This window comes from Anaerohalosphaeraceae bacterium, from assembly GCA_035378985.1.
Taxonomy (GTDB): Bacteria; Planctomycetota; Phycisphaerae; order Sedimentisphaerales; family Anaerohalosphaeraceae; genus JAHDQI01.
In genome coordinates this window covers 25,332-45,128 of the sequence record DAOSUR010000005.1, presented here as the reverse complement: position 1 = coordinate 45,128, position 19,797 = coordinate 25,332, and the positions used below count along the sequence as shown (strand labels likewise).

Annotated in this window: 16 protein-coding genes; 5 read left to right on the top strand and 11 right to left on the bottom strand. The window is 55.7% G+C overall.

Annotation, left to right across the window (positions count from 1 at the left end; translation table 11 throughout):
• Positions 1–20: 20 nt before the first annotated feature.
• From PKY88_05340 to PKY88_05305, 8 genes are all read right to left on the bottom strand, one after another.
• Entirely contained in the window at positions 21–1,001 is a 981-nt protein-coding gene (locus PKY88_05340) for a glycosyltransferase family 2 protein (GenBank protein ID HOQ04618.1), read from the bottom strand.
• Positions 1,002–1,090: 89 nt separating this feature from the next.
• A complete protein-coding gene (locus tag PKY88_05335) occupies positions 1,091–2,422 on the bottom strand; it encodes a polysaccharide biosynthesis C-terminal domain-containing protein (GenBank protein ID HOQ04617.1) in 1,332 nt (443 codons plus the stop codon).
• Between the two features lie 174 nt (positions 2,423–2,596).
• Positions 2,597–3,721, bottom strand: a complete 1,125-nt coding sequence (gene wecB / locus PKY88_05330) for a UDP-N-acetylglucosamine 2-epimerase (non-hydrolyzing) (protein HOQ04616.1) — start codon at positions 3,719–3,721, stop codon at positions 2,597–2,599.
• Entirely contained in the window at positions 3,718–4,803 is a 1,086-nt protein-coding gene (locus PKY88_05325; GenBank protein HOQ04615.1) for a DUF354 domain-containing protein, read from the bottom strand. The genes wecB and PKY88_05325 overlap by 4 nt, the downstream gene beginning before the upstream one ends.
• The gene (gene mtnA, locus PKY88_05320) at positions 4,800–5,882 is read right to left on the bottom strand and encodes an S-methyl-5-thioribose-1-phosphate isomerase (GenBank protein HOQ04614.1); all 1,083 of its coding nucleotides are present in this window, start codon (positions 5,880–5,882) and stop codon (positions 4,800–4,802) included. Before mtnA ends, PKY88_05325 begins: the two co-directional genes overlap by 4 nt.
• 2 nt (positions 5,883–5,884) lie before the next feature.
• Positions 5,885–7,264: a magnesium transporter gene (gene mgtE, locus PKY88_05315; protein ID HOQ04613.1), complete on the bottom strand. Its 1,380-nt coding sequence runs from the start codon at positions 7,262–7,264 to the stop codon at positions 5,885–5,887.
• A 268-nt stretch (positions 7,265–7,532) separates the two neighbouring features.
• Positions 7,533–8,102 (bottom strand): DUF2062 domain-containing protein, encoded by a 570-nt coding sequence (locus PKY88_05310; GenBank protein ID HOQ04612.1) that lies wholly within the window; start codon positions 8,100–8,102, stop codon positions 7,533–7,535.
• Positions 8,103–8,209: 107 nt separating this feature from the next.
• Positions 8,210–9,103 (bottom strand): type II CAAX endopeptidase family protein, encoded by an 894-nt coding sequence (locus PKY88_05305; protein HOQ04611.1) that lies wholly within the window; start codon positions 9,101–9,103, stop codon positions 8,210–8,212.
• A 62-nt stretch (positions 9,104–9,165) separates the two neighbouring features.
• Between PKY88_05305 and murA the strand changes: the two genes are divergently transcribed.
• Together murA and PKY88_05295 are read left to right on the top strand one after the other, a co-directional pair.
• The gene (murA, locus tag PKY88_05300) at positions 9,166–10,437 is read left to right on the top strand and encodes a UDP-N-acetylglucosamine 1-carboxyvinyltransferase (GenBank protein HOQ04610.1); all 1,272 of its coding nucleotides are present in this window, start codon (positions 9,166–9,168) and stop codon (positions 10,435–10,437) included.
• Between the two features lie 32 nt (positions 10,438–10,469).
• Entirely contained in the window at positions 10,470–10,664 is a 195-nt protein-coding gene (locus tag PKY88_05295; GenBank protein HOQ04609.1) for a DUF6485 family protein, read from the top strand.
• A 27-nt stretch (positions 10,665–10,691) separates the two neighbouring features.
• On the opposite strand, the gene PKY88_05290 is transcribed toward PKY88_05295, so the two are convergent.
• Positions 10,692–11,516, bottom strand: coding sequence for a prepilin-type N-terminal cleavage/methylation domain-containing protein (locus tag PKY88_05290; GenBank protein HOQ04608.1), 825 nt, complete (start codon positions 11,514–11,516; stop codon positions 10,692–10,694).
• A 590-nt stretch (positions 11,517–12,106) separates the two neighbouring features.
• On the opposite strand from PKY88_05290, the gene murF reads away from it, so the two are divergent.
• Genes murF through PKY88_05275 form a run of 3 tightly spaced genes read left to right on the top strand, consistent with a single transcriptional unit; the run spans position 12,107 to position 16,181 of the window.
• Positions 12,107–13,507 (top strand): UDP-N-acetylmuramoyl-tripeptide--D-alanyl-D-alanine ligase, encoded by a 1,401-nt coding sequence (gene murF / locus PKY88_05285; protein ID HOQ04607.1) that lies wholly within the window; start codon positions 12,107–12,109, stop codon positions 13,505–13,507.
• A gap of 15 nt (positions 13,508–13,522) precedes the next feature.
• On the top strand, positions 13,523–14,668 hold the full coding sequence (gene mraY / locus PKY88_05280; protein HOQ04606.1) for a phospho-N-acetylmuramoyl-pentapeptide-transferase: 1,146 nt from the start codon (positions 13,523–13,525) through the stop codon (positions 14,666–14,668).
• 1 nt (position 14,669) lies between these two features.
• Positions 14,670–16,181: a glycosyltransferase family 39 protein gene (locus tag PKY88_05275; GenBank protein HOQ04605.1), complete on the top strand. Its 1,512-nt coding sequence runs from the start codon at positions 14,670–14,672 to the stop codon at positions 16,179–16,181.
• Between the two features lie 135 nt (positions 16,182–16,316).
• Here the strand turns inward: PKY88_05275 and PKY88_05270 are convergent, their stop codons facing one another.
• Together PKY88_05270 and PKY88_05265 are read right to left on the bottom strand one after the other, a co-directional pair.
• The gene (locus tag PKY88_05270; GenBank protein HOQ04604.1) at positions 16,317–18,728 is read right to left on the bottom strand and encodes a glycoside hydrolase family 2 TIM barrel-domain containing protein; all 2,412 of its coding nucleotides are present in this window, start codon (positions 18,726–18,728) and stop codon (positions 16,317–16,319) included.
• A gap of 77 nt (positions 18,729–18,805) precedes the next feature.
• A complete protein-coding gene (locus tag PKY88_05265; protein HOQ04603.1) occupies positions 18,806–19,690 on the bottom strand; it encodes an AraC family transcriptional regulator in 885 nt (294 codons plus the stop codon).
• Positions 19,691–19,797: the final 107 nt, after the last annotated feature.

Here is a 19,797-nt window from a genome sequence, read left to right as displayed (position 1 = left end):
GAATTTTTTGGGGCTTATCGTTATCCGGTTGTTTTTGGAGTGTCGGAGCAATCCATCCGGCGGCCGGTTCTTTCCTGATTTCGAGACAGGTACAGCTGTTCCTGAATCAGTTTTCGGTTGACGCTGATGAGGTCGGCCAGGATGCCGAGAACCCACAGGAGGAAGGTGAGAATCAGGAGGATGGCCGCCAGCAGGAGGGACTGCAGGTGTCCTCGCCCGCTGCCGGTGAAGAAGAAATACAGATACCGAATGCACAGGGCCAGGCCAAGTGTGCCCGGAACAATGGACACATAGAAAAATGTCCACAAGGGTTTGTAGGTGATATAGGAGCGCAGAATGATGGATGCGGAGCGGGCGATGTAGGCCGGGGTTGAAGAAATCAGCCGCGAAGGGCGCGTCTGGGGGTTGACGCGGATGGGTACCGAACCGATCCGCAGGTCCATATGTCCCGCCTGAATAATGGTTTCGAGCGTGTAGGTGTAGCGGTTAAAGACGTGCAGCTTCATTGCGGCCTCGGCGCTGTAGGCGCGAAAACCGCTGGTGGTGTCCGGAATGTCCGTACCGGAAAACTGGCGAACGACCCGACTGCCGAGCTGCTGGAGTTTTTTCTTGGACCAGGAGAAGTGTTCGATGGTTTTAATGGGACGGGCCCCGATAACGATGTCAAGCCGGCCTTCGAGAATCGGACGTATGAGGTCTGGAATACAGCGGCCGTCGTACTGATTGTCACCGTCGGTGTTGACGATGATATCGGCGCCGAGCTGGACAGCATAGTGAAGCCCCCTCAGAAAAGCGAAGGCCAGACCCCGGTTTGTGCCGAGCGGGAGGATATGATGAACACCCAGGCGGCGGGCGGTTTCAACGGTACGGTCGGTACTGCCGTCATCGATGAGGAGGTATTCAATGATGTCGATGCCGTCAATTTGCCGGGGCAGGTCGGCAAGAACTTGCGGCAGCGTGGCTTCTTCGTTATAGCAGGGGATTTGTATAATGAGCTTCATCTTTTATTCCTGCAACCGTTTTGAGTATATCGAAAGTCTGGAAAAAAGGCAATCGCCGGTTTGAAAAGGGTCGATTCTTCCAACGCGAATCAGGCGGATTTGTGAAATCGGCCGGCTGTACGCCGGAGCAGGTCGCGAGCGGTTTGGAGGAGAAAGCGGAAGTCATCGGCTTCGAACCGAAGGCAGCGGAGGGGGCGTTTGCTTTCGCGGAGATAGAAGAAAATCCACAAGGCTGCGGAAAGCCAGTAAGCCAATGTGCTGGCCAGAGCGGCGCCGATGATGCTCATCGATGGGATGAAGAGGAAATTCAGGACAAGATTGAGCAGGAACGTGGTATAGCCGTTGATGACGGCGTATTTGGGTTTCTGGCGGGCGGCCAAATCGCCTGCGAGGATGTCGGCGGCACCGACGACGGCAACACCGGCTATAAGGATGAGAAAGGGGGCGATGGAGCCTGCATAAGGTCGGCCCAGCAGAAGGGCGATGGCGGCGGTGCCGAGCAGACCATACGGCACCAGAGCCAGCAGAGAGATCAGCAGGGTCAGCCGAAACGTGCGGGGCACTTCAGCCTGGCGGTTCTGCAAATCGGAGGACAGGTGCGGCAGAAAGGCCATGGAGACGGCGTTGGGCAGCAGACGCATCCGCTCGGCGACGGAGACGGAAATCATATATTGGCCGACCTGCGCAAGGGGAACCATAAAACCGAGCATAACTTGGTCCTGATAGAGCACCAGGAAGGAGGCGATGTGGGATAAACTGACCTGCATCCCAAACCGCAGAGAGGTTTTCAGAAGCGAGCCGGTCTGGGTAAACCAGCGAAGATTCCAATAGGGACGAAGATAGGCAACGGCCAGCGCAATGCCGGGCAGGGTGCAGAGGATAAACAGCGTCATTGCCAGCGGAACGGTGAAGCGGCCGGCAAGGACGAAAATCAGCAAAAGAACCAGCAGCGAACTTGTTTGGATGAGCTGGACGCGCACGGAACGGTCGATTTGTCCGCAGCCGCGAACGAAGGTCATCAGGTTTTGGGCGAGCATAAAGAAGGGGATATATACGATGCTCAGCGTAATCAGCAAAGGAGTCATCTGGCCGAACTGGCCTTTGGGGAAAGGCAGGGCGAAGAACAGATATTCGAGGAGGATTGCTACCAGGGAACCGGCCAGCGAAAGCAGAACCGTCAAGAGAAACAGCTCGCGTCGGCGGTCCGGGTACAGACCGGGGAAGGCGGCGCTGCTGATATCCAGACCGAAACTGAAGATTTTGGTCAGAACCAGAGGAAGCAGCTGGGCCAGCCGGAGCAGACCGCGGTCTGCCGGACCGAGGATGCGCGCCGTGAGCATTGCAGCGGCCACCATCAGCAGCGAAAAAAGAACGTTGCCGACAAACTGTGTTTTAATGCTTTTTCCGAGCGAGACAGCCATGGAGAAAACCCTTTTCGGGATACACGGTAAAGGCGGCGCCGGCGTTCCGGCCGGCATCGGCAGGAACGAAAAAGTTTTCCGTATCAAATGGTATTATGTCTGTCGTTTTTTTCATAAAGTTTGTTTGATTGTAAGAAGCCGACAGAAGGGGGGCAAGTTTTTTCGGCGGGTTGGTTAGCCGCCGGGGCGAAATTGCTCCAGAAGGATTTGCAGGATTTTGATGGAGGCGGAGCCGTCACCGTATTCGGCGGTCTTTGGTTCGGATTGAGGACGCTGGAGGGAGGCGGCGGTTTGGGCGATTCGATGCGGGTCGGCATCAACGAGGATATTCCAGCCGTCGCGGACGGTTTCGGGCCATTCCGTTCGATCCCGGAACGTCAGGCAGGGAATGCGGAGGAAATAGGCCTCTTTTTGGACGCCGCCGGAATCGGTGAGGACGGCACGGGCGTTTTGCTCGAGGACGAGCATGGTCAGGTAAGAGACGGGCTCGATGAGCTGAATCTGCGGCGGGACGGGCAGGTTTGAACGCTGAAGGGCGGCGGCGGTGCGGGGGTGCAGGGGCAAAAGAACGAGCCCGACCGATTCGGCGATTCGACGCAGACCCTCGAAAATGTGGGCCAGACGATGCGGATTGTCGGTGTTTTCAGCGCGGTGAAGAGTTGCCAGAAAGTAGGTTCCCCGCTGGAGTCCGAATTGCGAAAGAATCAAAGATTGGCGGTCCTGAATTTTTTGGCGGTAATAAAGCAGGCAGTCGTACATCACATCGCCGGTCAGGTACACGCCGGATTCAATGCCTTCTTTTTTGAGGTTCTCGACGGCGGTCCGGGTGGGGCAGAATCGGTACCGGCAGATGTGGTCGGCGATGAGACGGTTGATTTCTTCGGGCATACGCTGATCGTAAGAGCGCAGCCCCGCTTCGATATGGGCGGTTGGGATGTGCTGTTTGACGGCAGCCAGAGCCCCCGCCAGTGTGGTGTTGGTATCGCCGTACACCAGACACAAATCGGGACGCTCCTGAAGGAGGACCTGTTCGATTTTTTCGAGCATCCGTCCGGTTTGGGCACCGTGTTCACCGCTGCCGACGGCCAGATAATAGGCCGGTGCGGGAATCTCCATTTCCCGAAAGAAGATGTCGGACATGTTTTCATCGTAGTGCTGGCCGGTGTGGACGATGGTTTCCTGAATCAGCGGCGTTTCAGAGCGGCTGTTGAGGGTTTGAACGGCCCGGCTGACGGCGGCGGCCTTGATAAATTGGGGTCGGGCGCCGAGGATGGTCAGGATGCGAAGAGGTCTTTTCATTGTGCGGTCTCCTGCCTGGGACGCCGGCGGTCCTTTCCTGCGGCCAGGTCTTCGAAGAGCGCCAGCATCCAGTCGGTCAGGTCAATACACTCGTCGAGCATTCGGCGGCGGCGGATTTGCCATTGGACTTTCAGGTCCGGCGTATGGAGCCACTTGGTCAGAAGCATCAGAAGTTTGTCAAAATCGGAGGGCAGAAAGCCGGCGGTCAATTCGTAGTGCCGGTCGAGGACGTTCAGGACGCTGAGCCGGCCGACAAAGGTATTGCACCGAATTGAGGGGGTGCCGAGCATGGCCGCTTCGACGCTCATGGTTTGGCTGTCGGAGACAAGCAGGTCGGCGAATGCCAGCGCATCGAGGATTCGATGGGGCGGGATGGGCAGCCGGTAGGGTTTCAGGTCCTCAGCGAGGTCGGATTCGGCGCTGATAAAGACGCGTCCGTGTTCGGCAAGCACACGGAGAATCTGCCGGGCCTGGTCGGGACTGAGCCCCTTTTGGCCGATGTCGTGATGGGCTTTGAGGGCAACCAGACGCATAAGAAAATACCACTGGTTTTCCTGCACGCCCAATTCCCGGCGGATGTCTGGGTCCGGCTGAAACCGCCGGGGGTGCAGGTAAGCCAGTTCGTGAAATCCCGGATAGGTCAGGTGTTTTCGCCCGTGGTTTTCGCCGGTCAGCCACTGGGGGGTAATGATGTAGTGGGCGAAGGGGTATCCGAACCGGACCATCAGAGGGATGACGGCGGCATCATCTTCTTCGAAGATGCAGGCGCGGGCGCCGCACAAGCGGGCGGCCGGACCGATGGAGACGGAAGTGCCCGCCATGATGTCAATCTTATGCCGGAGCCCTTTCCATGCGGCCAGTCCAGCAGCCCGGAGGGTTTCGAGGGCCAGCGTGGGCAGGCCGGCGGTGCCGCGGCGGGGAATCAGGGTATAGGGCCAGCCGGTGCTGTCGAGCAGCTGGGGCAGGCAGTCTTTTTGGCGGGCGATGATTTCGACGTGATGGCCGTTTTGCCGAAGTTCCGCAACGGCGTTTTTGAACAAATGAAAATGGGCCGGATGGAGCAGGTCGAACAGGATTTTCATTTGGTTCCCAATATTTGGCGTATGGCTTTCTCCAGCGGAGGGCGAAGGATGCCTTTTTCGGTAATGACGGCACTGATTCGCTCCGCATCCGTTACGTCGAAAGCCGGATTATACCCTTCCGCGTCGGGCGGGGCAATCCGCAGATTCCGGAACGAGCAGACTTCGTCCGGACTGCGATGCTCAATCGGAATGAATTGACCGGATGGGATAGACAAATCAAAAGTGCTGGTCGGTGCGGCAACGTAGAAAGGAATTTGGAAATGGGCGGCCAGAATGCTCAGGCCGAGCGTGCCGATTTTGTTGGCGGTGTCGCCGTTGGCGGCGATCCGGTCGGCCCCGACGAGCACGGCGCTGATTTTGCCGGCTTTCATCAGAGAGGCGGCCATATTGTCGCAAATCAGGGTCGGTCGGATTCCAAACTGACTCAGTTCCCATGCCGTAAGGCGGGCCCCCTGCAGAAGCGGACGTGTCTCGTCAACATAGACGCTGAAATGCTTGCCGTATCGGTGGGCGGTGTACAGGATGCCCAGCGCGGTGCCGATACCGGCTGTGGCCAAAGCGCCGGCGTTGCAGTGGGTCAGGATGCCGCCGCCGTCGGGGATAAGAGACTCGCCGTGTTCCCCGATGGCCCGGCAGGTGTCGATGTCTTCCTGAAGGATAGTGTGGGCCTGCTTGAGCAGATGTCGGCGGAGGTCCTGCACATCGGCCCGTGGGTTTTGTTCGACGAAACAATAGGCGGTCTTTTTCATTCGTTCCAGGGCCCAGAAGAGATTGACGGCGGTAGGACGGCTGACGGCCAGCCGGGCGGCGGCGTCTTCAATGGCGGTCAGGGCCCGCGAAATTGAATCGGGTTTGGCTTGGGAAAGGCCGATGCACAGGCCGAAGGCGGCGGCAATCCCGATGGCCGGTGCACCGCGGACAGCCAGGGTCCGGATGGCTTCCATTATGTCTTCAACAGTTCGGCACGGAAGGAACCGAACTTCAGCGGGCAGTTTGCGCTGGTCCAGCACCAGAAGAGTTCCGTCAAGGCCGCCGTCCCACTGAATCGTATGAAAAGGGGGCTGGAGCGGTTCCGTCATCGTCAGACTCCGAGGAAAACTTTGGCGGTACAGAAATAGATGAACAGGCCGGTGATATCGACGATGGTGGTCAGGGCGGGGCTGGCGACGACGGCCGGGTCGTGTTTGAATCGGGCAACGAGGAGCGGCAGAGCGGCCCCAATGAGCGTAGCCGTGATGACCTGAAGACCCAGGGCAACCGCAATGGCTGCAGCAATCATCGCCAGGGAGTAGCCGCCGGGGATTTCAGATGTGCGGGACAGGAAAAGAACCTTGCCGAAGGAAAGCAGACCGAGAATGACGGCAAGACCCAGTGAGACCTGAAATTCCTTCAGAAGCACTTTGAGAAAGTCTTTCGGCCTTAGCTGACCGAGGGCCAGGGCGCGGACAACCACGGTAGCGGCCTGGCTGCCGGTATTGCCGCCCGTATCGGCGACCATCGGCATATACAAAGCCAGAATCAGCAGATTCATCAGGGTTGCTTCGAAACTGTGGATCACGAGTCCGGAAACCAGTCCGAGAGCAGCCAGACCGACAATCCAGTAGACTCGTTTGGTAAAATGCTTCCACCAAGGCGTCTGAAGGTAATTGCTGACTTCGTGGGTACCGGCGATTCCCATGAACTTTTCCATATCTTCTGTTTGTTCCTGCCGGATAATGTCGATGGCGTCATCGTGGGTGACGATGCCGACCAGCACACCGTTTTCATCCACAATGGGGACGGCGATCAGGTCGTATTTTTCGATAAGCTTGGCGACGACTTCCTGGTCATCATTGACGCGGGCAAAAATGGCGTCGGTGTGCATGATATCCCGCACCAGCTGAGTCGGCTTGGCGGTAATCAGGTCTTTCAGCGAGACGAATCCAATGAGCTTTCGGTTTTCGTCAATCACATAGATATAGTAAATGGTTTCTTTGGACGGGGCCTGGAGGCGGAGCTGCTCAATGGCCTGTGCGACGGTCATTTCGGGGCGAAGAACTGCATAGTCCGTGCTCATCACCGCCCCGGCGGTGCGTTCTTCGTAGGAGACCAGTTTGCGGATGTCTTCCCGCTCGGCCTTGGCCACAAGCGGAAGAATCTCTTCCAGCAGGGATTCGTCGAGTTTTCGGACCAGGTCCGCCCGGTCGTCAGGAGGCATTTCTTCCAGCAGGCGGGCCATATCCTTTCGGCTCGGACCGGTCGCCAGTTCAACCTGTTTATTCAGGTCGAAAAAGGAGAAGATTTCGGCCCGCAGAGGGGGGTCGAGCAGGTGAAGGACCTGCCAGATTTCTGACGGCTCCAGACCGCTGATGAGTTCAGCGACCGTACCCGGATGATTCTGCTGACAGAACTTTTGAATCGTTTCCGAATCGTTGTTTGCCAGCAGTTCTTTCAGTTCCGGTATCAAAAGCGGATTGGTCATTCTCTGCCTCCCATGCTGCGGCAGCAAACCGGCCGGGGGCAGACGGAGAAGTTTTTAGATTATCTGCCCGGGTCTTTTTCCGGCCGCCTTGTCAGACCGCAACGGCTCTGAATTGTTCCTGCTTTCTGAAGATTTCCCCCATGCAGCTTTGGGGGCTGTCCTTTCCGTTGTCAACATTGGTTTTCGGCTTTCTGTCTTGGAAAACAGGAATTATACAGTTGGTCGGAAAGGGGCGCCAACGTCTGTTTTTCCGGATTTTTTAAAATTTTCAGGTTGTCTGTGAACTGCTGCGGTCGGAGAAGAGGCCGGGTTCCTGCAAGGAATCTGTCTGCCGCTTTCGACGACGGGACCGAGGCATTTTCCACAGCAAAAGGACCAGAAGAGATCCGAGGACGGCTGCCAGTGTGGAGAAAATCAGGGACCCTGTCCAAAGATAAATCCCGTTGAGAATCAGATGGGCGGATTTGGCTTCAAACCGGTGGGCATCCAAAAAGGAATGGATAATTCCGATATGTTCTATCAGGTATTTGCCGAGTTTCCAGGCGGCGGTATAAACAGGCAGGGCGGTCAGGGGGTTTGTAATCCAGCAGGCGGCGATGGCAATCGGCAGATTCACCTTCAGAAAAAGGGCTCCGATGACAGCCAGGGTCATTTGGAACGGTATTGTGGGGGTAAAGGCAATAAAAAGGCCCAATGCCAGCCCGCCTGCAATGGAGCGTCGGTCGGTCCGCCAGAGCAGGTCATGAAAGAGGGTTTGGCCCCAAAAACGGTGCAGGGAGCTTCCTTTGAGGGTTTGCCGAATCGAGGCCTGTTTTCTTCGCCAAAGACGGAGCCACATAATATTCTGAATTCTACGTTTTGAGCTTCGAGTTAATCCGGTCCAGAATGTCCGGCCTATCATAGAAAGATTTACAGAGGTGTCAATTTGGAAAAGAGAAGAAATCGTCAAACGCCCAGCAGAGCGGCAGCGACGTTAATGCTGTTGAAAAGAATATGGATAAAGATGGGCTGCCAAAGCGAACCGCTTTTTTCATAAGCGTATCCGAGCCCGATGGAGAGAATCAGCAGGGCGGCTATGTGAGTTGGATAAGGATGCATTCCGGCAAAAAGAGCGGAAACAGCAAGAATGGACACCCAGGGCTTTCCCAGGGCTGCCGTCAGGACGGATTGAAGAAGACCTCGAAAGAGCACTTCCTCGAACACGGGTACTACCAGCACGGCATTGACCACAATCAGCAGCCGAAGCCACAGCTGCGGATATTCCTGGAGGGCTGACAGGGACGTATGACGGTCCATTGTAAAATCCGGACCAAAGAGAAAACGACCGATTTGGGATGTTCCTTCGAGGGCAAGCACAATCAGCGGCAGCAGTCCCCAAAGAATTCCGGCTGCATTCAGCAAGTCTTTTTTGAGTCGGCGGAAATCCAGACCGAAGCCGACTAGTCCCCGGACAAAACCGAAATGGGCTACAGCCAGAAACAGGACTGTCAGGTGCAGATACCACAGAATAGTGCTTCCGTGGAGGGCGGCTTCGAGGAGAACCTTCTTCTGCGGCGGGACAAGCGTTTTAATGACCGACAGAATCAGGAAAGAACCGAGCATCCAGACAAACAGCTGCAGGGGGACAAACCATGTCGGCAGGCGGTGTCTGCGGACAGGGCAGCGGGTCAGCGGGTTGCCCCGCCGAAGGGAAACCATCCATTGGATTGTCAGCAGTCCGCCGAGAGCACAGAAGGTCCACCAAAGCAGAGAAAGCGTTCGGAGCGCAGAGGAGGCAGGGGCCGTTTCCTGAGCGGCCGCCAGCCAGCCGATGAATTGTCCGCCTGTCCCAGAGGGCATTTGCAATCTCTCCTGGAGGGTGTTATAGTGAAAAGCGGTTCATTTGGCAAAGGAAAAGCAGGATGGATATTTTTGAAATCGAAGGACCGGTACGCCTGGAAGGCGAAATAGAGGTAGCCGGCAGCAAGAACTCGACGCTGCCGATTATGGCGGCGATGATTCTGCCGGGCGGAGTGAGCACAATCCCCAATGCTCCGTATTTGGCGGACATATCCTCGTTTGAGACGCTGCTGGAGAGTATGGGGGCCCGGGTGGAGCGGACAGCCGACGGGGCTTTGCAGATTAACAGCGGACCGCTGGACCGCCCGGTGGGGGACTATGACATTGTGCGCAAGATTCGCGCCAGCATCTGCATTCTGGGGCCGCTTCTGGCTCGCTTCGGCAAGGCACGGGTGTCGATGCCGGGCGGCTGCGCGATTGGGGACCGGCCTGTGGATATTCATTTGCGCGGGCTTCGAGCCCTCGGGGCCAGGATTCATTTGGAGCAGGGCTATATTGTGGCCGAGGCGCCGGCGGGCGGGCTTGTCGGCACGCAGATTTTTCTGGGCGGGCCCTTCGGAACGACCGTGCTGGGAACGGACAACGTGATGATGGCGGCGGTCCTGGCCAAAGGCACGACGGTGATTGAATCGGCGGCCTGTGAGCCGGAGGTGGCGGATTTGGCTAACTGCCTGAACGCAATGGGGGCGAAAATCAGCGGCATCGGTTCCCCGCGGCTGGTGATTGAAGGGGTGCGGCATCTGAATCCGGTTTCCTATTCGGTAATCGGCGACCGGATTGAGGCAGGGACGTTTATGGCGGCGGCGGCGATTACACGCGGGTGTCTGCGGATTCGAAACTGCCCGATTCATCAGATGCTGGCGGTGACAGACCGGCTTCGCCATATCGGTTTGACGGTGGAAGAAGGACCGGGAGAATGTACGGTGCGCTACGAAGGACAGCTGCTGCCGGCCGATATTACCACACAGCCGTATCCGGGATTTCCGACGGACCTGCAGGCGCAGTTTATGGCCCTGCTGGCGTTAGCCAAAGGCAACAGTGTGATTACGGAAAAAATCTTTCCGGACCGGTTTATGCATGTGGCGGAGCTGAACCGAATGGCGGCTCATCTGCGCAAAGAGGGTTCCAGTGTGATTGTGGAAGGGGTGGAGAAACTGATTGGCGCGCCGGTGATGGCATCGGACCTGCGGGCGTCAGCGGCCCTGGTGCTGGCGGGAATGGCCGCTCACGGGCTGACCACGGTCCAGCGTGTCTATCATATTGACCGGGGCTATGAGAAAATCGAGGAAAAACTGAATCGGGTCGGAGCAAAAATCCGACGGCTTGCTGTGTAGAGTTTCATTCTTCGTTTGAATGAGAGGGTCTTATGGAGTGCAAACAGCAGAAGAATCTGAAGTTTTGCAGCTGCTCGTATCCCGGATGCGACCGAAAGGGCATCTGCTGCGAGTGCCTTCAGTATCATCTGAAAAATCGCCAGCTGCCGGGCTGCTGTTTTCCGCCGGCGGCGGAAAAAACCTATGACCGCAGTTTTGCGGCGTTTGCGAAGGCATGGAATCTGTAAGAAACACCTGCGGGAATCCCTGTCGGATTATTCCGGCAGGGCCTGCATCCATTCAGGCCACTCAGGTTCCGGAGCGTTGGTGTCGCTTCCCCGGTGCCATTTCATCTTCCAAAGGTTTTTCAGCCCTGTCTGGTGAACCCCTAAATCCAGAAACAGAATATTGGTGCGCCCGCTGTGCCGGGCGATAGCGAAATGACGCATCTGGCGAGCTCCGCCGCCGGTCAAATCGCAGTTGTTAAAGTCCCCGTTTTTCTCCGGCGGCAGATTGGTGTTGTCCAGAAAAGCCCGAATCCACATACTGTCCAGTACCAGCGGGATTTTGGAAGCACTTTCACCGACGTCAAATCGTCTCCAGTTCTTGGTCGTGGGAATGCCGTAAATTTCTTTTTCGGAAGAGGGAACGTGGCAGACCCAGCCGTTGATTCCGTAACTGCCGAGGGCTACGGTTTCCGAAGAGTGAGGATACTGAATGGGAAAAGCGGCAAACGGCTGGCCGGAATCGCTCGGCGGGTTAGAACCGGGCTGAGAGGCTGTCGGACAGCAGGAAATGCTTTTTGAGCCGGTATCGTTCTGGGCTTTCGAATCGGCGGCGGATGGCGCCATTTCCGAATAGGGCAGCAGGATTGTCATCCAGTCCCGGCTGTCGGAAGGCAGATACCCTTCGTTATCGTTGGAGTAGATGACCAAATAGATTCCCCACTGCTTGAGATTGGATTGGCAGGTAACTGTCTGGACTCGTCCCTGAGCTTTGAAGAGGGAGGGGATAACAATAGCCAGCAGCAGTGCAATCAAAAACACCACTACGAGCAACTCGATTAGCGTAAAACCGGTTTTTGAAGACCGGCTGCTCATAATCCTCCGGCAGGATTTTTCCCTTCTTTTTCTTTTCTTCTCCCCTGCTTTCCTGCATCCTATATCAGTCTTATAAAAAGTTCAATAAAAAAGTTGAAGGTTTAATATTATACATATATAAAAAGCAAGAGTATATCCTGTTTAATGGTCTCATAAAAAGCAGGATTATTTAGGTTTTGGTTGGTTTAGTTCTATTTTATTAATAATTCAAGATAGAGTATATTCTGTAGTTGAAAAGAAATTTTAAAAAAATTAAAAATTTTTAAAAAAGAGTCTTGAACTGCATAGGGAAAATTCCGTAGAATATAATAACAAGATTACCCTCCTCCTCCTAATGCCAGGTTCTTCAACCTGGGAAAAAAGCAGCGGTTGCCTCCTTGCCGCTGCTTTTCTTTTTTTTAAAGAGGTTCAAACTCTGCAATTTAACGAATTGATAGGGAATTATACTGATGTCCTTCTCATCCGTTTCCCGATAGGATTTTGATGCAGTTTTTCAGCATTTCAACAACCCCATAGCACTTTTCACAATCCTTTGGTAGATTATCAGGAACTCGGACGAAGTGTATCAAAAACCCGAATTGGACTGTTGAATGGAATCTTTGACATTATCGAGTCTGTGTGAGGTTTTGGGGCAATCCTGTTCCGGGCAGTTGGACAGAGCGGTAACGGGAGTAAGCATAGATTCCCGCACGCTCCAGCCGGGGGAGTGTTTTTTTGCCGTGCCGGGGGAACGGTTTGACGGGCATGATTTTCTCCATCAGGCAGAGCAGAAAGGGGCGGCCTGTGCTGTGGTGCAGAAGGAGCCGCCGACCGACCTAAAGATTCCGGTGATTCGCGTAGAGGATACGATCCGTTCCCTGGGGCAGCTGGCGGCATGGTATCGAAGACGGCTGAAAGCTCGGGTGATTGCAATTACCGGGTCCGTCGGCAAAACTACCACACGCCATCTGCTTCACTGTGTGCTCAGTCGGCGGTTTCGGTGTCGGCAGGCCCCGAAAAGTTTCAACAATCAAATCGGTGTGCCGCTGACGCTTTTGTCGGCCCAGCCGGACGATGAGATTCTCTTGGTGGAAATCGGAATGAATCATCCCGGTGAGATTGCCCCCCTGAGCCGGATGGCTTGTCCGGATATCGCCGTGATTACCCATATTGCTCCGGCTCATCTGGAAGGGATGGGTTCTGTAGCGGCCATTATTCGGGAAAAGACGGCGATTCTGGAGGGGTTAGCTTCCGGCGGAAAAGTTTATATTAATGGGGATATTCCGGATTTGGTTCGTTCTGTTCGCCTGCGTTCTTCCCATCCGGTCATCACCGTCGGTGAAGGACCGGAATGTATGGTTCGAGCGGAACGGATGCACAGCTGCGGGACGAACGGTCTTCTTCAGCTGGAAGGCCGGACGATTCGGATTCCCCTGGCCGGGATGGCCTCGCTTCGCAATTGTCTGATGGTTTGGGCGGTTTGTCGGGATTTGGGCGTTGGTTTATCGGACTTTGCGGAAGCAATCAAGACGGCCGGAGCCGCTCCGATGCGACTGCAGGTGGAACATGTGGGGCCGCTGACCGTGCTGAATGACTGCTACAATGCCAATCCGGCTTCGATGGAAAATGCGGTGGACTGCCTGATTCGAATGGCCCGCTCGCAGGGCCGTCGGAGTGTCTTTATTGCAGGGGATATGCTCGAGCTGGGGGCGGAGAGCGAAGCCCTACACCGTCAACTGGGGAAGTTTGCAGCAGAACAAGGTGTAGTTGTTCTTTTATCGGCGGGGCAATTTGCTCAGGTGCTGGCGGAGGGGGCGGTGCGAGCCGATAATCATTTGGGCGGCGGCAGCGTTCGGGTTGCCTTTGGTACGGTGGAAGCCCTCTGCAATAATCTGCATTTCTACATCCGGCCGGACGATATAATACTGGTTAAGGCCTCCCGCTCGGTCCGGCTGGAACGGGTTGTTGAACGGCTGCGGGAGCTGTTCGGCGGACGGCAGAGTGCCTCTTGAGAAACGAGGAAGAAATTGATTTATCATCTTTGCCAGTGGTTGCAGATTTACCGCATCGGTTTTTATGCGTATGAGGATGTGCTGTTTCGAGCTGTGATGGCGGCTCTGACCAGTTGGGGGCTGACGCTTTGGCTGGGGCCGAAGGTTATTCGCTGGCTGATGCGAAAAAAAATCGGTGATCGGCCCGAATTTCACCATGCCGCACTCAATGAACTGATGAAAGACCGCGCCAATACCCCGACGATGGGCGGAATCATCATTTTGACGGGGATTCTGACGGGGACTTTTCTGTGGTCGAAACTGACCAATCCGTTTGTGCACAAGGCGGTCATCCTGATGCTGTTTTTTGGATGGATTGGGGGATTGGATGATTACTGGAAACTGACCAACAAAGGGACTGGACAGAGCCGGGACGGACTTCTGGTCTGGCAGAAGCTGGTGTATCAGCTGGGCGGTTCCCTGCTGGTGGCCTGGTTTTTGTATTCAGATATGAGGGAGCTGGAGGATGCGCGCCTGTTGTGGCTTCCTTTTTATAAACACGGCATCCAGCTGGCGGGCTGGATGTTTGTGATTCTGTCGATGCTGTATATTACGGCTACAAGCAATGCGGTCAATCTGACGGACGGGATGGATGGATTAGCCTCCGGGTGCATCGGGATAGTTTCCACGGTGCTGGTGATTCTTTGCTATATTGCCTCGGAAACAATGGGGCGGGCGACTTCAATGACTTGGGCGGGGTATCTGCTGCTGCCGCGGGTGCCCGGAGCGGGCGAACTGTGCATCTTTTTTGCGGCGATTACCGGCTCGATTCTCGGTTTTCTGTGGTACAACTGTCCTCCGGCACAGGTGTTTATGGGAGATATCGGGTCCCTGCCGCTGGGGGCGGCGATGGGGTATGGGGCGATTGTGACCCGCAATGAGATACTCCTGCTGCTGATTGGGGGGGTGTTTGTGATGGAACTGGGCAGTGTGATTCTGCAGGTGGGATATTTCAAATATACCCGACGCAAATATGCCGTGGGACGCAAGCTGTTTAAATGTTCGCCGATTCATCATCATTTTCATCTGAGCGGCTGGTCGGAACCTCAGGTGGTAGTGCGGTTCTGGCTGCTGTCGATTGCGTTCGCAATTCTGGCGCTGGCAACCCTGAAACTGCGGTAAGATGATGCAATCCAAAACACTCTTCTGGTCGGCGGGGGCGGTTCTTTTGGTTTTATCCTTCGGGTTCCAGGGGATTCGCGGCATTTGGCAGCCGGACGAAGGATATTATATCGGAACAGCCGTCAATATGGATTTGCATCGAGATTACCTCATCCCTCGACTTGGAGAGGAAATCTTTCTGGACAAACCGCCTCTTTTGTATTGGGGGATTTTGGCCGGTCTGAAACTCTTTGGATACAGCGAATTTTCTGCACGGTTTTTCCTTGGACTGTGTTATGCACTCACCTGTTTGACGGTCTTTGAGCTTGGTCGGTCGTTCACAGGCCGCCTGCGGGACGGGGTTTCGGCTGCGGTGATTTATGCCACGATGATTCTTCCGTTTTCGGCGGCCAATTTTCTCACAATGGATACCCCGCTGACGCTGTTTACGACATTATCAATGGCGGCTTTTTGGAAAAGCACGCGGCCGGAAGAGATGCGAAAGACCCTTTGGAAAATCCTGCTGTGTGCGGCGGTCGGACTGGGATTCCTGACCAAAGGGCCGGCGGCTTTGATTCCGTGCGGGGCGATGTTTGTTTTTTTGCTGGTTCGCCGAGAAGTGATTTCTTATCTGCGGGGATGGTGGCTGCCTGCGGGAATCGTTGTTTTCGGGCTGATTGGGTTCCTCTGGTATCTTATTGTGAGTTGGCGGATACCGGGTGCGGCCAAATATTTGTTTGTCAGTCAGGTCTGGGGACGGCTGGTTTCGGATGTGTATCAAAGAAATCCGGGCCTGAGGGGGGCGCTGATTTATCCGCCGGTTCTGCTGCTGGGGACCTTGCCGTGGAGTATTGACTGGTTCCGTCATCCTGACGGGATTCGGCGGTACTTCCGCTGGGAGAGCTGGAAGCGACTGGCGGCAAACCCTTCTTCTTTGTTTTTGGCCTGCTGGATTTGTGTTCCGATGGCGGTATTAACCTTCGCCAGTTCCAAATTGGGACTTTATGCTCTGCCGGTATTTCCGGCCCTGGCCTTGGCTTCGGCACGGCTGATTCCGGCCTGGTTTGCGGAATCCGGATGGGGTCTTTCTCCCGAGGGTCGTAAGGCCCTTTCGTTTGCGGCGATTTGGGGCATTCTGCTTTTGGGCGTGCGGGCGGGGATGGGGTTTGTGCCGGTTCGCAATGACTGCCGTGCTCTATGGCAGGACCTGAAAACGCATTTGCCGAGCGGACAATACGAAATTGTCGTGGTCGGGGAGCGGGTGGACGGGCTTTGGTTTTACGGAGCGATGGAGGTCGAAAATATCACCCACGACGATACACCCTATCCTGCTTTTATGTCGCCGGAGACCGTGGAGAAGGAAGTTCAGGATATGCTGGAGGACGGTTTTCCGCATTTGTTTCTGCTTCCGAGTTCCGGGCATCTGCCGAAAGTGAAAATGGTTTTAGAAAAGACCGGCTGGGGGATTGATGAGATCCCACTCCGGCACGGTCGTCGGCTGCTGATCTGCACTCCGCTTGAGAACCGGCTTTGACTTGCGCAGCCGGTTGATTCTTTTTTAAGCGGACTGATGATTGGCGGCAGCCCCTACCCGGGATGGCTGGAATGCACTGTATTCGTCTGTGCGATGAACGTGCGGAGCAGGCCTAAAGGATTTCCGCCTTTCTTTTTAGTGGGATTTCAGCGTCAGCACAGCCGGTTTCAAATTGCCGCCGGCGGCTTTGATTTCGATGGTTCCCGCCTGTCTTTCCGATTGAACAATCAGCAGGCCGCGTCCGCGATAGGCGGGATACGTGTTTCCTTTGTGATTTTCATGGCAGGCGGGGTCGCCGTTTCCGACCGCCAGAATCCGGCCCGGACCGCAGATGTCAAATGACACAGAATCCGAAGCCGTCGGCACAACGGTTCCGCTGGCGTCCATAATAAGAAACTCTACAAGCGCTGTGTCTCTGCCGTCGGCCCGAAGCGCAGTGCAGTCGGGAATCAGGCGGATTTGCTCAGCGGCGCCGGCGGTGGTAAGGGTATATCGGCAGAGCTCTTTTTCCCCGTTTCTGCCGACGGCGGTCAATGTGCCGCTTTCAAAGGGTACCGGCCGGCGGATGGTTCGCTCGGGCACGCTCAAGGGAGCGGAAACCCCCAGCGACTTGTCGTTGAGAAACAGCTCGACTTCCTGACAGTTTGAGTAGATTAGCACCGTGACGGTTGAGCCCGCCGGCCAGTTCCAGTGGCTTTGCGGCTCCTGCCCGCGTCGAAAGCCGCCGCCTCCGCCCGTCGTCACGGCCAGATAGACCATCGGCCTGTCGGTCCACCAGGCCTGCCGCTGCCAGGCGATGGGTTTTTTCAAATTGCACAGGTCAAAGAGCCCCCGGGTCCAGCTGCGGACGGGCCAGCCGGCGGCCTCGCCCAGATAGTCATAGCCAATCCACAGGAATTGACCTGATACGTATGCGTTTTCGAGCACGGCTTTCCAGGCGGCAAAGGACATGCTGTTTTCGCTGCCGAGGATGCAGCGGTTGGGGTACTGCTGATGGTCCTGGGCGTACCGCTGCTCCTGATAATTGTAGCCGATGACATCCAGCAGGTCGGCAAAACCGACGAGGTTGGATACAGAGGCATTGGCCAGGGCGGCCGTGATGGGCCGGGTGCTGTCCAGGGTACGCACGGCTTCGGCCAGCGGGCGGGCCAGCTTGGTCAGGTTTTCCGCCGGCGGCTGGTCGGGCTTGTACTCCGCCCCCATGGACGGATGCGAAAACGGGTCGTTGGCGAAGTCAATCTCATTGCCGATGCTCCAGAGAATAATCGAAGGGTGATTGCGGTCGCGGCGGACCATATCCTGAATATCGCGAACGGCCCATTCTTCGAAGACCTTGCCGTAGCCGTCAAAGCCGGGTGTGCCTTTGTTCCAGCCCTCAATCCATTTCTTCTTGGGCGGGGTATATTCATCAAAGGCCTCATCCATCACCAAAAACCCCATCTGGTCGCACAGGTCCAGCAGTTCCGGTGCGGGCGGATTGTGGCTGGTGCGGATGGCGTTGCAGCCGATTTCCTTCAGCTGAGCCAGGCGGAAACGCCAGAGTTTTTCCGGCACAGCCGCCCCGAGCGGGCCGCCGTCGTGGTGAATGCAAACGCCTTTGATTTTTAGATTTTGACCGTTCAGGAAGAATCCTTCATTCGGGTCAAATCGGATGGAGCGGATGCCGAAGGAGGTGTCGAGTTTGTCAACAGGTTTTCCGTCCTCTACAAGAGCGGTTTCGAGTCGATAGAGAACCGGGTCATCCGGCGACCAGAGCCGAACGTTTTCGAGGGTAAAATGCCTGCGGTGAATGAGTTGTTTGCCGGGTTCAACGGTTTCCGGACTTTCCTGCTGAAAGACGCGCCGATTTTGGGCGTCAAAGATGGAGGAAACGATTTGGATGCGGGCGGCCTGCGTTCGGCCGTTGAGCAGGACGGTCTCGATGGACACGGCGGCCTTTCCGCCCTCCAGCGGTTTGGACTGGATAGAAACGCCCCAGGGCAGGATGCGGAGCTTGTCAGTGACAATCAGCCGCACATGCCGGTAAATGCCGGAGCCGGGGTACCAGCGCGAGTCGGCAAAATCGGAATGATTGACGCGGACGGCCAGCACATTCGGCCTGTCAAAGAGCAGATGGTTCGTCAGGTCATACTGAAAGCCGATGTAGCCGAAGGGGCGTTTGCCGAGAAACTGTCCGTTCAGCCAGACTTCCGAGTTCTTATAGATGCCGTCAAATTCAATCAGAACAGTCTTGTTTTTCCAGTCCAACGGCGAGGAGAAAGTCTTGCGGTACCAACCGATGCCGCCGGGCAGATAGCCGGTGCCGCTGGCCCATTGCTGACTGTAGGGGCCCTCAATACTCCAGTCGTGCGGCAGGTGGACCGCCCGCCAGGTGCTGTCGTCAAAATCGGTCTGCTGTGCACCGGCAGCGTCTTCTTTGAGAAACTTCCAGTCCCAGTCAAAATCAAGAATCTGTCGCGGACTTTCCGATTTGCCCGATGCAGACAGAGTCAGCAGAGTGTTTGTAAAGACAACGAGTGCGTACCTTTGTATTTTGTTGTGCAGCATATCCAATCTCCCGTCGATGAGTCTTTTGTATCCGAAGGCGGCCTTGTTGGCAAGAAAAGAAGCAGATGCTTTTTGTTTCAGGAAGACACATGTTCCCGTCGGTATCGGCCGGGGGCGCTGCCGGTGATTTTTCGAAACAGGCGGGAGAAGTAAAAAACATCCCGAAAGCCCACCTCGGCGGCGATTTCCTTGAGGGGTTTGGAAGTCCCCAGCAGGAGCCGCTGGGCCTGTTCCATTTTGCGGCGATTGACAAACTCAATCGGGCCGGCTCCCATCATTCGGGAAAACAAATTGGAAAAATAAGCAGGGCTTAACTCGGCCAGGTCCGCCAGTTCCGCCAGCGTGATCTCCCGGTGCAGATTCTGATGGATATGCCGCAGGACCCGCTGAAACCGGCTGTAGCCGCGCAGGGCGGTATCGGTTCCGGCGGGGTTGGCGGTTCGCAGAAAGGCGGCCAGAATCAGCCGAATCAGGGCGTTGGTTTCCATCAGTTCGGCGGCCGTCTTGGTTTGGCTGAGTTCTTCGCTGCGGCGCAGGACCGATTCGTAAATGGGCTTGTTGGCGTCGCGTTCAATCAGTTCCAGACCTGGGTTCAGCTCCAGCAGCCGGTCGAAAATCCAGCGTCCGATGCCGTATTTTCGGGCCTCAATCTGATAGTCGCAGTCCACCAAAGCAAACAGGTTTACGCCGTCCGGCAGAAATGTCGTCAGGTGGATGTAATAGTGCTCGAAGGTATCCGGACAGGACATATCTACTGTCGTAAAGGCGGGAATCAGATACAAAAAGCCGCTTTGAAGGGAGTAGGTCCGGCCGTGATGCCGGAGGGTGCCTTCGCCGTCAGTAATCAGATAAATCCTTGAATAGGGGCTGTTTACGTTTCGGTGGTTCCATTCCCGATGCACGCGGTACAGTTCGATGTTCAGGATGTTGATTTCCAGATTGTCCAGCAAATGCTTGAGCATAGGATAAGAATAGCAAAAATCAAAAAATAGTCCATAAATTAGAAAAATAATCCATTTTTTCCGGATTCGAAGCGAGGTATCTTATTCGCAGCTTTTGAGTACACTTG